Below are 13,972 nucleotides of genomic sequence, written 5' to 3' on the forward strand. Positions count from 1 at the left end.
TCAACGCCGTCAACGCACACTCAGACAGCGCGCCCCGCGTCACCGGGCGAATCGGCGCAGCCGCAGGCTGTTCGTGACTACCAGAACCGACGAGGCGGCCATCGCTGCGCCGGCGATCATCGGGTTGAGCAACCCGGCCGCGGCCAGCGGAATCGCGGCGACGTTGTAGCCGAACGCCCAGATGAGGTTCTGCCGGATGATGCGCAGGGTGCGCGCCGAGAGCCGCAGCGCGGTCGGCACCGTGGCGAGGTCACCGCGCACCAGGGTCAGGTCGCCGGCCTCGATGGCGGCGTCGGTGCCGGTGCCCATCGCCATCCCGATGTCGGCGGTGGCCAATGCCACCGAGTCGTTGACGCCGTCGCCGACCATGGCCACCCGCCGGCCACGGGCCTGCAGGCTCTTGACGGCGTCGGCCTTGTCCGCCGGCAGCACGTTGGCGATGACGTTGGCCGGGTCGATCCCGATCTCGCCGGCCACCTTGCGTGCCACCGCCGCCCCGTCGCCGGTGAGCAGTACCGGAGTGATGCCCATGGCCTTGAGTTCGTCCACCGCCGCAGCACTGGTGGGCCGCACGGTGTCGGTGAGGGTGATCGTCCCGCGCTCCCGGCCGTCCCAGGAGACCTCGACGGCCGTCCCGGTCTCGTGCGCGGCGGCCGATCGGGTGATCTCGACCCGGACCCCGTCGACCACGCCGGTCACCCCGTGGCCGGGCCGGCTGGCGAACTCGGTCACCCGGCCGATCGGAAGCCCGGCCGCTCGGGCCCCGGCGACGATCGCCGCGGCGATCGGGTGTTCGGATCCCGATTCGACGGCGGCGGCGCGCGCCAGCACGGTGTCGGGGTCCTCGCCGCGGTTGACCGCGAGGCCGCCGACGGCCATCACGCCGGTGGTGACCGTTCCGGTCTTGTCCAGCACGACGGTGTCGATGTCCTTGACGGCCTCCAGGACCTGCGGGTTCTTGATCAGGATGCCCAGCTGCGCACCGCGGCCGGTACCGACCAGGATGGCGGTCGGTGTGGCCAGCCCCAGCGCGCACGGACACGCGATGATCAGCACCGCGACCGCCGCGGTGAACGCCGCCGCGGCGGATTGCCCGGCCAGCAGCCAACCGGCCAGGGTGAGCGCGGCGATCACCAGCACCACGGGCACGAACACCGCCGACACGCGATCGGCCAGCCGTTGAATCGACGCCTTGCCGGCCTGCGCGTCGGTGACCAGCTTGGCCATCCGGGCCAGCTGGGTGTCGGCGCCCACCTTGGTGGCGCGGACCAACACCAGCCCGGTGGTGTTGAGTACGCCGCCCAGCACCGGGTCGTCGACGCCCACTTCGACGGGCAGCGACTCCCCGGTCATCGCCGAGGTGTCCAGCGCGGTGGTGCCGTCGATGACGACGCCGTCGGTGGCGACACGCTCACCCGGCCGGACCACGACCACGTCGCCCACCCGCAGGTCGGCGATCGGTACCCGGGTCTCCTTCAGTCCGTCGGCGCCGCGCCGCATCACCGCGGCGTCCTTGGCGCCGAGTTCCAGCAGTTCGCGCAGCGCCGCCCCCGCCGAGCGTTTGGCGTGCGACTCGGCGTAGCGGCCGGCCAGCAGGAAGACCGTGACCACCGCCGCCACCTCGAAATACAGGTGACCCGCCCCGGTGATGACCGCGACCGCCGACCACAGGTAGGCCGCCAATGTGCCCAGCGACACCAGGGTGTCCATCGTGGCGGCGCGGTGGACGGCGCTACGCAGCGCCGCACGGTGGAACGGATAGCCGCCCCACGCCACGATCGGGGTGGTCAGCGCGAACGCCGCCCAGCCCCAGCCGCCGAACTGCCAGGCCATCACCATCGACAGCGCCACCACTGGCACGGCCAGCACCGCCGAACCGATCAGCCGGGGGCGTAGTTGTCCGGCCGGCACATCCGCGTGCTCGGCGGGGTGTTCATGGGCCGCGCCGATCACCGCGGCCTGGTAGCCGCTCGCCTCCACGGCCAGCACCAGGTCGTCGGTCGAGACGCTCGACTCGTGTTCGACTCGGGCGCGTTCGACCGCCAGGTTCACCGTGGCATGCACTCCGTCGAGCGCATTCAAGCCGCGTTCCACGCGCGCCGCACACGACGCACAGGTCATTCCACGCAGTTCGAGGTCGGTGGTGGTCACCCCGCCGATGATACCCCCGCAGGGTATATGGTCTCCGATCGGCGACCCGCCCTGCGCAACCGTGCCGTACCCACCACCGCCAGTACGCCGGCGACCGTCGCCAACAGCAGAACCAGCAGCAACATCCGCGGGTGGTAAGCCACCGAGGTGGTCACGGGTTCACCGTCTATCACCGGCGCGACCAGCACCAGGTAGCGAACGTGCAACCAGCTCACCGCGCAGCCCCCCGCCGCGACGCCGGCCAGGATCAGCTCGATGACGGCCCGGATCGTCGAAGTTCTCTTCACCATGACGATTCTTCGGCATCGTCGTTGAGGTCGGGTTCGGCGAGCCCGCTGGGCGGAACCGCCTCGGGGATCAGCTCGTTCAGCACTGCGCGCAGCCGGCGATGATCCCGGGCCCAGGCCTGAACCGTGCGCCGCCCGGTCAGGCGCAGCCCGATGCCCACCCGGCGGCGCGGCACCCCGCTCAGCTCGCCCAACGCCCGGGAGTCTTGCCACTTCTCCGGTTGCTGCTTACCCCAGCCGGTGGGCCGCTTGGCCTCGGGGTAGATCATGACGATGTCGGCGATCCGGAGGGTTTCGGTGCCTTGCCGCAGTGTGTCACCGGAGAGCTCGACGGAGGTGTGGATGCGGGCCGCCTTCACCTGGATGGCGAGCATGCCGGAGACCAGCCCCATCAATACGGCGGGCATCAGCGGCTGGAACCCGTAGCCGCCGGAGTTCTGGATCGCCATCAACAGTCCGCCGGCGACCGGACCGCACAGCACCCAATACCAGCTGGCACCGCATTCGAAGAACAGCGGAGCGGGTTGGGTGATCGGCTCGGGTTCAGACATATCGGGTCAGCCTAACGCGGGCCGCAAGACCGCCTAACGAGCGAAGTACTCCTGGGCGTCGAGGCGGTGCAGCAAAAACGTTCCGGCGGCGATCAGCACCGATCCGATGATGCCCGTGACCGCGACGGTCACCGCGACCGCGGGCCGCGCATCGGCGTGCGACAGCCCGCTCACCGCGTACACCACCGAGGCGATCCCACCACCGGTCAACCCGGTGCGAGCCCAGCGGTACCCGGAGCGCATCAGCACCAGAAAGGTCGCCACCACCACGAGCACCACCAGCGCGCTCAGTCCGACGATCGGGTAGGTCACCGGCAAGTCGGCGACTTCCGGGGAGGCCAGCAGGCTCACCACATATCCGGTCGTCATCAACGGCAGGGCGGCGAGCCACAGCCAGAATCCGGTGTCGACGTCCGCCGGGCGAGTGGGCTGGGTCGTAGCCGTCGGCTGCGTCCCGATGTCCGGGCTCGTCATGCCAGCCATCCGGCTGCTTCGGCCGCCCAGTAGCTGAGCACGATGTCGGCGCCGGCACGACGGATGCCGACCAGCGACTCGAGCGCGGCCGCCTGCCCGTCGATCCATCCGTGCTCGGCTGCCGCGGCGATCATCGCGTACTCCCCGGACACCTGGTATGCCGCGACCGGAACCGGTGAGACCGCGGCTGCGGCCGCGATCACGTCCAGGTACCCCATGGCCGGCTTGACCATCACGATGTCGGCGCCCTCGGCGAGGTCGAGGGTGACCTCGCGCAGTGCTTCGCGGGCGTTGCCGGGCTCCTGCTGATACGTGCGGCGATCCCCCTCCAGGCTGGAGCCGACCGCGTCACGGAACGGGCCGTAGAACGCCGACGCGAACTTCGCCGCGTAGGCCAGGATCACCACGTCGCTGTACCCGGCGGCGTCCAGCCCGTCTCGGATGGCGGCAACCTGGCCGTCCATCATCCCGCTCGGGCTCACCACGTGGGCGCCGGAATCCGCTTGCGCGACAGCCAGTTCCACGTAGCGGTCCACGGTTGCGTCGTTATCCACCCGGCCCCGGTCATCGAGCACCCCGCAGTGGCCGTGTTCGGTGAATTCGTCCAGGCAGGTGTCGGCCATCAGCACGGTGGCATCACCGAGATCGCCGGCCAGGTCGCGCAGCGCGGTGTTGAGAGGGCCCGTGGGGTCTGAACCAGCAGAGCCGACGGCGTCCTTATGCGCCTCCGTTGGAACTCCGAACAGCATCAGCCCGCCCACCCCGGCGGCCACCGCGTCGGCGGCAGCAGCCCGCAGCGAATCACGCGTGTGCTGAACCACGCCGGGCATCGACGCTATCGGCCTGGGCTCATCGATACCGTCGGCGACGAACATCGGCAGCACCAGGTGCCGTGGCTCCAGCGAGGTTTGGGCCACCAGGCGGCGCAGCGCCGGCGTGGACCGCAGCCGACGCGGACGCTGGCGCGGAAACGCCGACATTACGTGGCGACCTGTACGCCCGGCTCCGCCGCGCTAACAGTCGCCACGCTAGCGCCTGCGGCTCTTCTTACGTGGCGGCGGCAGGGCACCCTCGGCCCGCAGTCGGGCCGCGTGCTCAGCCAGCGCGTCGACCAGCGGACCGACCGCGGCCGTCTCGGGCTGCACGTCGACCCGCAGCCCGAATTCGGCTGCCGTCTCAGCGGTCTTGGGGCCGATGCAGGCCACGATGGTCCGGGTGTGCGGCTTGCCGGCGATGCCGACCAGGTTGCGCACCGTAGAACTCGACGTGAAGCACACCGCGTCGAACCCGCCGGTCTTGATCATCTCCCGGATGTTCGCGGGCGGCGGGGCGGCCCGCACGGTGCGATAGGCGGTGACGTCCTCGATCTCCCAGCCCCGCTCACGCAGCCCCTCGGCCAGGGTCTCGGTGGCGATGTCGGCGCGCGGCAGCAGCACCCGGTTGACCGGGTCGAAAATGTCGTCGTAGGGCGGGAATTCGTCGAGCAGGCCCAACGAGGACTGCTCTCCGGAAGGCACCAGCTCGGGGCTGATCCCGAACGCCCGTACCCGTTCGGCGGTGGCTTCGCCGACGCAGGCGATCTTCACTCCGGAGAACGCGCGGGCGTCCAGACCGAACTCACCGAACTTCTCCCAGACCGCGCGCACCGCGTTGGTCGAGGTGAACACCACCCACTGGTAGCGACCGTCCACCAAACCCTTGACGGCCCTTTCCATCTGGGCGGGGCTCCGCGGCGGCTCCACCGCGATGGTGGGCACCTCTACCGGCAGGGCACCGTGGGAGACCAGTCGGTCGCTCATCTCGCCGGCCTGGTCCTTGGTGCGCGGCACCAGAACCGTCCAGCCGTACAGGGCGCGACTCTCCCACCAGTTCAGCTTGGACCGGCTGTTCACCGTCTTGCCGATGGTCACCACCAGCGGCCCGGCGGTGGTCTCCTGACCGTTGGGCAGGATGACCGGGTCGATACCGGCCAGCGCCGCGGGGTCGGTCAGCCCAACCAGGCTGGACTCGACCGAGCGCTGCGCACAGGTGGTGCCGGAGGTGGTGACCACGCAGGGCGTGTTGTCCGACAGGCCGTACTCGATCAGGGTGCGGGCCGCCTCCGGCAGGTGCGAGGTGGTGGCCTGCAGGATCAGCGGGCCCGGCGCGGCGGCCAAAGCGGCCCAATCCACATTGGGGTCGCGGACATCGGCCACGGTGTGCGACGAGCCGAGCGGCAGACCCGCATACGTGGGCACCGCGCTGGTGGCGGGCAGCCCCGGCACGATCTCGAACTGCAGGTTGGTGCGGGCCACCGCGTTGACCTCGGTGATGACGGCATCGACCGACAGCGGGTCGCCGGCCACCAGCCGCACCACGTCGGAGCCGGAGCGCGCCTCGGCGGTCAAGATCTTGGCCACCTCGGCCGGCTCGCCCAGCGCCGGACGGATGTCGGGCCCGCCCGGGACGGTCGCGGCGGCCTCATCGGCAGCGCCGGTGTCGTCGGCGCCGGTACCGTCGTCGGCCGGGTCGGTCTTGTCCGCCTTGGGATCCGGCAGCGCCGGACCGGCGATCGGGGGCAGGTCGATACCGACCAGCCCCAGCACCGCCTCGGGCACGTCGGGGTCGATGAACACCAGCGCGGCGTTCGTCAGCGCCGTCCGCGCCCGCGTCGTCAGCAGCCCCGGGTCGCCGGGACCCGAACCGACGAACACGATGCGGCCCGGCTTGGGCTTCTGCCCTCGCACGCTCACTTGGCGAGCCATTCCCTACTCCCAGTCACTTCAGCCACTTCGGCGCGCGGCCGCTTCACCGCGCGTCCGACATGAGCTCGCGCGCACCCAACTCGAACAGCTCCCCTGCGACCGACACACCCAGTTCCCTGGCTCGGTCCGGGCTGCCGATGCCGGACGCGCGGATCACGTCGGATCCATCCAGCGCCGCCACGCAACCGCGCAGCGACAGCTCCTCGAAGACTCGGCCGTCCTCATCGATGGACTCGACCACCTCGGCGATCGCTCCCACCGGTGCGGAACAACCCGCCTCCAGTTCGGCGAGCAGGGTCCGCTCCGCGGTAACCGCCTGGCGGGTGTCGGTGTCATCCAACTCCGCCAGCAACGCCGCCAGCGCACTATCACCGGCGCGACACTCCACCGCCAGTGCACCTTGGGCCGGAGCCGGCAACATCTGCACCGGTTCCAGCGTCTCGGTGACCGCGTCGAGGCGTCCGATTCGGGCCAATCCCGCCCGGGCTACCACGATGGCGTCGAGTTCTCCGCTGCTTACCCTGTTCAACCTGGTATCTAGGTTGCCTCGTAGGGGGCGAATTTCCAAACCGAGACCCAATGCTCTAAGCTGCGCCGCCCGTCGCGGCGACGAAGTGCCCACCACCGAGCCTGCCGGCAGCTCTCCCAGCACCAACCCGCCCCGTGCCACCAGCGCGTCCCGGGCGTCCTCGCGCAGCGGAATCGCGGCGAGCAGGAACCGCGGATCATCGGCGGTGGGCAGATCCTTGTGCGAGTGCACCGCGGCGTCGACCCGGCCGTCGGCGATGGCCTCGCGCAGCGCGGCGGTGAACACCCCCACCCCGAGGTCGGCGATCGGTCCGGACGAACGGTCCCCGACCGTGCTGATCATCACCAGTTCCGCCGGGTGTCCAGCGGCTACCAGCGCGTCGCGAACGGTCCCGGCCTGGGTGGTGGCCAGCAAGCTGGCCCGGGTACCGATACGGATTAGTTCACCCAAAACGTCTACCCGGCCGACCCGGTTTCGGCGCGGACGTCGGTTCCGTCCGGCACCACTGGCAATTCCCCGGCGGTCGCGACGGCATCCACGGCGGTCGGATCGAGCTCGAACAGCTCGCGCAGCGCCTCGGCGTAGCTGTCGCCGCCAGGCGAGCTGGCCAGCTGCTTGACCCGCACGGTGGGGGCGTGCAGCAGCTTGTCGACGACGCGCTGCACGGTGCGCGCCACCTCGTCGCGCTGGGCGGTGTCCAGATCCGGCAGCCGGTGATCCAGCCGCAGCAGCTCGGCGGTGACCACGTCGGCGGCACGCTGACGCAGCGCGGTCACCGTCGGGGTGACCTCGGCCATCCGCTGACCGGCCAGATAGGTGGCGACCTCACGCGCGACGATGCCGTGCGCGGCGTCGGCGTCGGAGCTGGCGACCTGCGCCGACGGCTCGCGCTGGATCCGGTCCATGTCGATGACCCGCACCCCGGGCAGTCCGGCGACCGCGGCGTCGACATCGCGCGGCATGCCCAGGTCGCAGATCATCAGCGGTTGAGTCGCCTCGTCACGGTTACCGCCGGCCAGGGCATGGTGCACGTCGGCCAGCGACACGACCGGGCTCACCGCCCCGGTGCAGCACACCGCGACGTCGGCGACAGTCAGTGTTGCGGCCATCCGGTCCAGGCCGACGGCGTCGGCCGTGACACCGCTGTCGCGGATCTTGCGGGCCAGGCGCTGGGCACGCGGCAGCGAGCGGTTGACGACATGGATGTGTTCCACACCGGCGCGCACCAGGTGCGCCGCAGACAGCGCACCCATCGATCCTGCGCCGATCACCACCGCGGTCCGACCTTGTAACGCGTTGTCGCCCAGCTGTTTACCGGCGATGCCGAGGGCAACCGACACCACCGACGCACCGGCGGCGTCGATCCCGGTTTCGGAGTGCACCCGCTTGCCCACCGACAGTGCCCGCTGGGCCAGTTCGTGCAGCACCCGGCCGACGGTGCTGTTGGCCTCGGCGGAGGCGTAGGCCCGGCGCACCTGGCCCAGCACCTGCTGCTCGCCGACGACCGCCGAGTCCAGGCCGCTGGCCACCGAGAACAGGTGCTCGACGGCGGCCTCGCTGTAGCGGACGTAGGCGTATTTGGTCAGGTCGGTCATCGACATGCCGGAATGCTCGGAGAGCACCTGGCCGATCGCCGACAGCCCGGCGTGGAACGCCTCGACGACGGCGTAGACCTCGACCCGGTTGCAGGTCGACAAGATCATCGCCTCTGTGACGAGCGGCGATTCCAGCACCTGCTCGACGATCTTGGCCTGATCGGATTCGGCGGTGCTGAGCTGCTCGAGTACCGAGACCGGGGCACTGCGATGCGAAACCCCGAAGAGCAGGACGCTCACGGCGATATCACCTGGTCCGCTCCTTGCTGTCACCCGTGAACAAACTTCACTCCACGGTAGAGGCTAAGGCGCTGGCCCACCAAATTTGTTCGATTGTTTGCCTGCTCGATGCCGCCCGGTGTGCGGTTTCTTACCCGGGTAGGCCCGCTTGTCGGGGAACCATGCGTGCCGTCAGCGCGGGTTCCGGCCGGCCAGATCGGCCCGCAACCGGGCCTCGTCGACCTCCCAGTAGCTGTGTTCGCGCCCGTCGAGCAGCACCACCGGCAACCGGTCACCGAATTCCGCGCGCGGCGCGGTGTCACCGGCCGCAGCGGCGACGTCGACGTCGGTGGCGTTCAGGTCGAACCCGAGTTCGGCGGCCAGCTGCGTCAGCTGGGCGTGCACCGTGACGCAGACCGGACAGCCGTCGCGGGTCAGCAACTGCACCTGGGGGCGGGCCATGGCTTCAGTGTGGCGCAGGGTGGCTATGTTTTCGATATGACCAGCGGAAGTGCGGTGTCGATCACGAACCTGCTGTATCGCTACGCCGAGTCGATGGACGCCGGCGACTTGGATTCGGCCGCGGCGTTGTTCGCCCATGCCCGGATCAAGGCCGACGCCGACGGCAAGGTCGTACTCGACAGCGCCGGGATCCTGCAGCTGTGGCGCGGGCTGGTCAAGATCCATGCCGACGGCACCCCGTGCACCAAACACGTCATCACCAACCCGATTCTCGACATCGACGAGGAAGCCGGGACCGCCACCTGCCGGTCCTACTACACGGTGTTGCAACAGACCGACGCCGTGGCGCTGCAAGTGATCGCCGCCGGCCGCTACCACGACGAGTTCGAGCGGGTGGACGGTGTCTGGCGGTTCAGTTTCCGGGACTACTCGATGCTCGATCTCAAAGGTGATCTGCGCGATCACCTGGGGGTCTTGGGCCACGGGGCCGGATAGGGTTGATGGCGGCCGGATGACCGGCCGTCAGGCACAGCGGAAGGAGTCGGGTGATGGCGTTACCGGGCCCGGCCGACGGGAATTCCGCAGCAGGCGCCGACTTCGAGTCGCTGGCCGGCGACCCCAGCGCCGACCGGGCGCTTGACGACGTTCTCGACGCCGATACGCCCGCGCCGGTGGATCTGACCGCAGCCGCGTTCTTCGACGTCGACAACACCCTGGTGCAGGGCTCCTCGATGGTGCATTTCGGCCGCGGGCTGGCCGCCCGCAACTACTTCACCTACCGCGATGTCGTCGGCTTCCTCTACGCCCAGGCCAAGTTCCAGTTGACCGGCCGGGAGAACAGCGACGACGTCGCCGCCGGCCGAACCAAGGCATTGGCGTTCATCGAGGGGCGGCCGGTGTCGGAGCTGGTGGATCTGGGCGAGGAGATCTACGACGAGATCATCGCGGACAAGATCTGGCCCGGCACCCGCGAGCTGGCCCAGATGCACCTCGACGCCGGCCAGCAGGTGTGGCTGGTCACCGCCACCCCCTATGAGCTGGCCGAGACCATCGCCCGCCGGCTCGGGCTGACCGGTGCGCTGGGCACCGTCGCCGAGTCGGTCGACGGGGTGTTCACCGGCCGGCTGGTCGGCGAGATCCTGCACGGGCCCGGCAAGGCGCACGCGGTGCGGTCGCTGGCCATCCGGGAGGGGCTGAACCTGCGACGCTGCACTGCCTACTCCGACAGCTTCAACGACGTGCCGATGCTGTCGCTGGTCGGCACCGCGGTTGCGATCAATCCGGATGCCGCTTTGCGCGAGATGGCGCGCAAGCGGGGGTGGGAGATCCGCGACTTCCGCACCGCTCGGCGGGCGGCGCGGATCGGTGTGCCGTCGGCGCTGGCCCTGGGGGCCGTCGGCGGGGCCCTGGCTGCGGCCGTGGCGCACCGGAACGAGCGCGTGTGAGCTGCTCGCTGATAAGCTTCCGCCGCCGAACACCACGGCGAGCGGAGGGGTAGACCGGCATGGCAGTACACACGGAGTCGCAGGGAATCATCGGTACCCACTACCGGTTCCCGGACTACTTCGAAGTCGGCCGGGAGAAGATCCGGGAGTTCGCCCGCTCGGTCAAGGACGATCATCCGACCCACTTCGACGAGGCCGCTGCCACCGAAGCCGGGCACCCGGGCCTGTTGGCATCGCTGACGTTCCTGGCGGTCGCCGGACGTCAGGTCCAGCTGGAGATCTTCGACAAATTCGACATCCCGATCAACATCGCTCGGGTGCTGCACCGCGACCAGAAATTCACCTTCCACCGGCCGATCGTGGCCGGTGACAAGCTGTTCTTCGACACCTACCTGGACTCGGTAATCGAGTCACACGGCACCGTGGTCAGCGAGGTCCGCAGCGAGGTAACCGACGCCGACGGCAAGCCGGTGGTGACCAGCGTCGTCACCATGCTCGGCGAGTCGATCAACCAGGACGCCGACACCGAGGCGGCGACGATCGCCGCCATCGAGGCGATGCGCAACCGCCAGAAGTAGCTCGGATCCTTTCGCCGAGGGTGCGCGATCCCGGCGAAAACCGCGGCGTGTCGACCGGAGACGCGCACGCTCGGCCGAAAAAAGTCAGCCGAGGAACATGTTGCGGCGACCGGCCAGCAGCCGGTACAGCGTCTGTTGAATCGTCTCGCGCACCTGGTCGGTCAACTCAAAGGTGACCATCGGGTCGTCGGCGGCGCCGGCCTCGTAGCCGGTGGTCACGATCGGTTCACCGAAGGTGATGTGCCACTTCGACGGCAGCGGCACCAGCCCGGCGGGGCCGGCCAGCGGGAACAGCGGCGTGATCGGGAAGTACGGCACACCCAGCAACCGGGCCAACAACTTGACGTCGGCGATCATCGGATAGATCTCCTCGGAGCCGACGATCGAGCACGGCACGATCGGCGCTCCGGTGTGCAGCGCCGCCGACACGAAGCCGCCGCGACCGAACCGCTGCAGCTTGTAGCGGTCCTTGAACCGCTTGCCCAGGCCCTTGTAGCCCTCCGGGAACACCGCGGTCAGCTCGCCGGCCGCCAGCAGTCGGTTGGCGTCGACGGTGCAGGCCACGGTGTGGCCCGCCTTGCGGGCGGCCGGTCCGATCAGCGGCAGGTCGAACACCAGGTCGGCGCCGAGCATCCGCAGGTCGCGTTGGGTCGGATGGTGATCGTGCACCGCCACCGACAGCATCAGCGCGTCCATCGGCAACACCCCGGCGTGGTTGGCCACCACCAGCGCGGGCCCGTCGGCCGGGAGGTTCTCGATACCGCTGACCTCGACCCGGAACCATTCGTTGAAGAAGAACCGCAGCAGTGGCAGCGCGACGGCCTCGTTGAAGTGCGGATCAAACCCGAACTCGTCGACCTGGTAGTCACCGGTGATCCGCTCCCGCAGGAACCCGACGACCGAGGCCACCCGCCGGGCGAAGTCGCCGGGCGCCGACTCGGCGTCGTCGGGCGCCCCCGCGGCGGCGCGGCGCGCATCGATCTCGCGGACGACGGCGGCGATCTGCTCGGCCGAAGCCCGTTCGCCAGGGCCGGCCAGTGTCGACGGGTGCCGGCGCATGGCTCCCGAATTCCTGTGCAGCGGAATGACTTTGGCCCTGGAATCACCAGCCATTACGTTAACCTCCCCGCACCCTGTTGAAACTGATATCGCCCAGGCGTTGCGCCGCGCTCACCGCGCGCCGTTCCGCCGACTGCACCCATTTGGGGTCGAGGATCGGATTGAGACCTCGTCCCCGCACGTAGTCATCGAACGCCTCGGCAGTAGTCCATTTGGCGCTGTACCCGAGGTCGGTTCGCATTCTAGTCGTATCCATCACCCGACCAAAGCTGAGATAATTCAGCTGTTCCCTGTTGATCTCGGTGTAGTTGTTGGCCCGCCGCAGTGAATCCAGCGCCCACAATCCCAGTCCGGGCAGCGGTATCGGGATCCGTCCCGAGCGGCGCACCGCCTGCGACATCATGATGATGCCGTCGGCGCCGACGTTGAAGGTGCCGGCCTTGCCGGCCATGGTGGCCCGTTCCAGGGCGCCCAACGCGTCCTGCTCGTGTAGCAGCTGCAGGCGCGCATCCCGGCCCAGCACCATCGGAACCAGCGGGCCGCCGAGGTAGCGCGACAGCGCGGTGTCCATGGCGGGACCGATCATGTTGGCCATCCGCAGGATGGTGACCGCGATGTCCGGCCGGCGCCGGCCCAACCCGCGGGCGTAGCCCTCGATGTCGATGCTGTCGCGGGGGAAACCCTGGGTCGGCGGCCGGTGGCTGGTGCTGTCCTCGGTGAACAGGACCGGATCGCGCGAGCACGACCCGTAGACCTCCGAGGTCGACTTGAGCACCACCCGGCGCACCGAGGGCGCCTTCTGACAGGCGGCGAACAACTGCATGGCGCCCATCACGTTGAGCTCCTTCAGCGCCGCTCCGCCGCCCGACCGCGGCACGTACGACGCCGCGGAAGCGTGCACCACCGTGTCAACCTCGCTGTTTCGAATCACCTTGGCGATAAAGGGATTGCGAATGTCAGCGCGGACGAATTCGGCGCGTCCCATCCGGCGCAGCATGTCCTTGCTCGGCATGACCGCGTCCACCGCGATCACCCGGTTGATCAAGGGATTCTGCGTCAGCCTGGCGGTCAAATAGCCACCTAGGAACCGACACGCGCCGGTGACCAACACAACCTTCGGGTAGTGCCGGACATCGCTTCGCGTGCTGTCGCTCGGGGGGCCGGCCTCGTCCACCCCGCCAGCCTAACGGCCGCTCCGGAAAAGCAATACCGGCGATCGACCGTTTCCGTTCGGGGGCCCGGGGCAGGGCCAGGCGGAGTTACTTACCGAGTTTTCTGCGCTGCACCCGAGTACGGCGAAGCAGCTTGCGGTGCTTCTTCTTCGACATGCGCTTGCGCCGCTTCTTGATGACTGAACCCATGAACTCCGCTATCTGCTTATCTGCTTCGGCCCGCGCCGCCAGAGTGGCGCTGCTGAACTTGGTCGACCCGGTCACTTTACCCGTAGGCGGGTGTAGAGCAGAAAACCGGCACCCGACCGGCCCGACAAGACAGCCGACCCCGGGCGTCGCCGTGCGGCGACGCCCGGGGGGCGCTTAGCTGTCGACCGGTGGTCAGCCCGCGTCGAAGAAGGAAGTCTCCAGCAGGTCGTGCACCGCCTTGGCGTGCACCCGAAAAGACCGCCCCACCCGTACCGCGGGCAGCTCACCGTTGTGCACCAGCCGGTACACCGTCATCTTGCTGACCCGCATCAGCGCGGCCACCTCGGCCACGGTGAGAAATTGTGCTCGCCCCGTCTCGCCAGAGCCGGCTTCCCGTGCGGCCCTGCCGCCAGCCGAGTCTCGTGCCGAAGGCCCGTTCGCAGACGTCATCGTTACCCATTTCAATCAGGCACGTGCAGTCCCAGCGGCTTCCCCACCGCTACGCCCACACGCACAG

Annotated in this window: 16 protein-coding genes; 3 read left to right on the forward strand and 13 right to left on the reverse strand. The window is 69.3% G+C overall.

All coding sequences use genetic code 11. The annotated features are described in order from the left end of the window. Nucleotides 1-39 precede the first annotated feature (39 nt). The 9 genes from ACZYY4_RS07670 to ACZYY4_RS07710 all read right to left on the reverse strand — a co-directional run bounded on the left by ACZYY4_RS07670 (nucleotide 40) and on the right by ACZYY4_RS07710 (nucleotide 9,012). Nucleotides 40-2,121: a heavy metal translocating P-type ATPase gene (locus ACZYY4_RS07670; RefSeq protein ID WP_463809639.1), complete on the reverse strand. Its 2,082-nt coding sequence runs from the start codon at nucleotides 2,119-2,121 to the stop codon at nucleotides 40-42. Nucleotides 2,122-2,147: 26 nt separating this feature from the next. After that, nucleotides 2,148-2,438: a hypothetical protein gene (locus ACZYY4_RS07675; RefSeq protein ID WP_463809102.1), complete on the reverse strand. Its 291-nt coding sequence runs from the start codon at nucleotides 2,436-2,438 to the stop codon at nucleotides 2,148-2,150. After that, nucleotides 2,435-2,989, reverse strand: a complete 555-nt coding sequence (locus ACZYY4_RS07680) for a hypothetical protein (RefSeq protein ID WP_463809104.1) — start codon at nucleotides 2,987-2,989, stop codon at nucleotides 2,435-2,437. The genes ACZYY4_RS07675 and ACZYY4_RS07680 overlap by 4 nt, the downstream gene beginning before the upstream one ends. 33 nt (nucleotides 2,990-3,022) lie before the next feature. Continuing rightward, a complete protein-coding gene (locus tag ACZYY4_RS07685; RefSeq protein WP_463809106.1) occupies nucleotides 3,023-3,463 on the reverse strand; it encodes a hypothetical protein in 441 nt (146 codons plus the stop codon). Further along, nucleotides 3,460-4,443, reverse strand: a complete 984-nt coding sequence (gene hemB / locus ACZYY4_RS07690; RefSeq protein WP_463809108.1) for a porphobilinogen synthase — start codon at nucleotides 4,441-4,443, stop codon at nucleotides 3,460-3,462. The genes ACZYY4_RS07685 and hemB overlap by 4 nt, the downstream gene beginning before the upstream one ends. A 48-nt stretch (nucleotides 4,444-4,491) precedes the next feature. Beyond that, complete coding sequence (locus tag ACZYY4_RS07695; protein ID WP_463809110.1) at nucleotides 4,492-6,207, reverse strand: bifunctional uroporphyrinogen-III C-methyltransferase/uroporphyrinogen-III synthase; 1,716 nt, start codon at nucleotides 6,205-6,207, stop codon at nucleotides 4,492-4,494. Nucleotides 6,208-6,250: 43 nt separating this feature from the next. Beyond that, complete coding sequence (gene hemC / locus ACZYY4_RS07700) at nucleotides 6,251-7,186, reverse strand: hydroxymethylbilane synthase (protein WP_463809112.1); 936 nt, start codon at nucleotides 7,184-7,186, stop codon at nucleotides 6,251-6,253. 5 nt (nucleotides 7,187-7,191) lie between these two features. Beyond that, the gene (locus ACZYY4_RS07705; RefSeq protein ID WP_463809114.1) at nucleotides 7,192-8,571 is read right to left on the reverse strand and encodes a glutamyl-tRNA reductase; all 1,380 of its coding nucleotides are present in this window, start codon (nucleotides 8,569-8,571) and stop codon (nucleotides 7,192-7,194) included. A gap of 171 nt (nucleotides 8,572-8,742) precedes the next feature. Continuing rightward, nucleotides 8,743-9,012, reverse strand: coding sequence for a glutaredoxin family protein (locus tag ACZYY4_RS07710; RefSeq protein WP_463809115.1), 270 nt, complete (start codon nucleotides 9,010-9,012; stop codon nucleotides 8,743-8,745). Nucleotides 9,013-9,048: 36 nt separating this feature from the next. Here ACZYY4_RS07710 and ACZYY4_RS07715 point away from each other — a divergent pair, with 36 nt between their 5' ends. From ACZYY4_RS07715 to ACZYY4_RS07725, 3 genes are read left to right on the forward strand one after another with little or no spacing between them, the layout of a single operon-like run. Next, nucleotides 9,049-9,507, forward strand: coding sequence for a nuclear transport factor 2 family protein (locus ACZYY4_RS07715; RefSeq protein WP_463809117.1), 459 nt, complete (start codon nucleotides 9,049-9,051; stop codon nucleotides 9,505-9,507). Between the two features lie 53 nt (nucleotides 9,508-9,560). Beyond that, on the forward strand, nucleotides 9,561-10,457 hold the full coding sequence (locus ACZYY4_RS07720) for an HAD family hydrolase (RefSeq protein WP_463809119.1): 897 nt from the start codon (nucleotides 9,561-9,563) through the stop codon (nucleotides 10,455-10,457). Between the two features lie 59 nt (nucleotides 10,458-10,516). Beyond that, nucleotides 10,517-11,035: an FAS1-like dehydratase domain-containing protein gene (locus ACZYY4_RS07725; protein WP_463809121.1), complete on the forward strand. Its 519-nt coding sequence runs from the start codon at nucleotides 10,517-10,519 to the stop codon at nucleotides 11,033-11,035. An 84-nt stretch (nucleotides 11,036-11,119) separates the two neighbouring features. Here the strand turns inward: ACZYY4_RS07725 and ACZYY4_RS07730 are convergent, their stop codons facing one another. The 4 genes from ACZYY4_RS07730 to ACZYY4_RS07745 all read right to left on the reverse strand — a co-directional run bounded on the left by ACZYY4_RS07730 (nucleotide 11,120) and on the right by ACZYY4_RS07745 (nucleotide 13,905). Beyond that, complete coding sequence (locus ACZYY4_RS07730) at nucleotides 11,120-12,148, reverse strand: lysophospholipid acyltransferase family protein (RefSeq protein WP_463809123.1); 1,029 nt, start codon at nucleotides 12,146-12,148, stop codon at nucleotides 11,120-11,122. 4 nt (nucleotides 12,149-12,152) lie between these two features. After that, nucleotides 12,153-13,268 carry an SDR family oxidoreductase gene (locus ACZYY4_RS07735; protein WP_463809125.1) on the reverse strand — a complete coding sequence of 372 codons (1,116 nt, stop codon included), beginning with the start codon at nucleotides 13,266-13,268 and terminating at the stop codon, nucleotides 12,153-12,155. Between the two features lie 85 nt (nucleotides 13,269-13,353). Beyond that, complete coding sequence (locus tag ACZYY4_RS07740; RefSeq protein WP_003402602.1) at nucleotides 13,354-13,455, reverse strand: 30S ribosomal protein bS22; 102 nt, start codon at nucleotides 13,453-13,455, stop codon at nucleotides 13,354-13,356. A 192-nt stretch (nucleotides 13,456-13,647) separates the two neighbouring features. Beyond that, the gene (locus tag ACZYY4_RS07745) at nucleotides 13,648-13,905 is read right to left on the reverse strand and encodes a helix-turn-helix domain-containing protein (protein ID WP_463809127.1); all 258 of its coding nucleotides are present in this window, start codon (nucleotides 13,903-13,905) and stop codon (nucleotides 13,648-13,650) included. Nucleotides 13,906-13,972: the final 67 nt, after the last annotated feature.

Source organism: Mycobacterium sp. IDUB_21 (genome assembly GCF_055419425.1).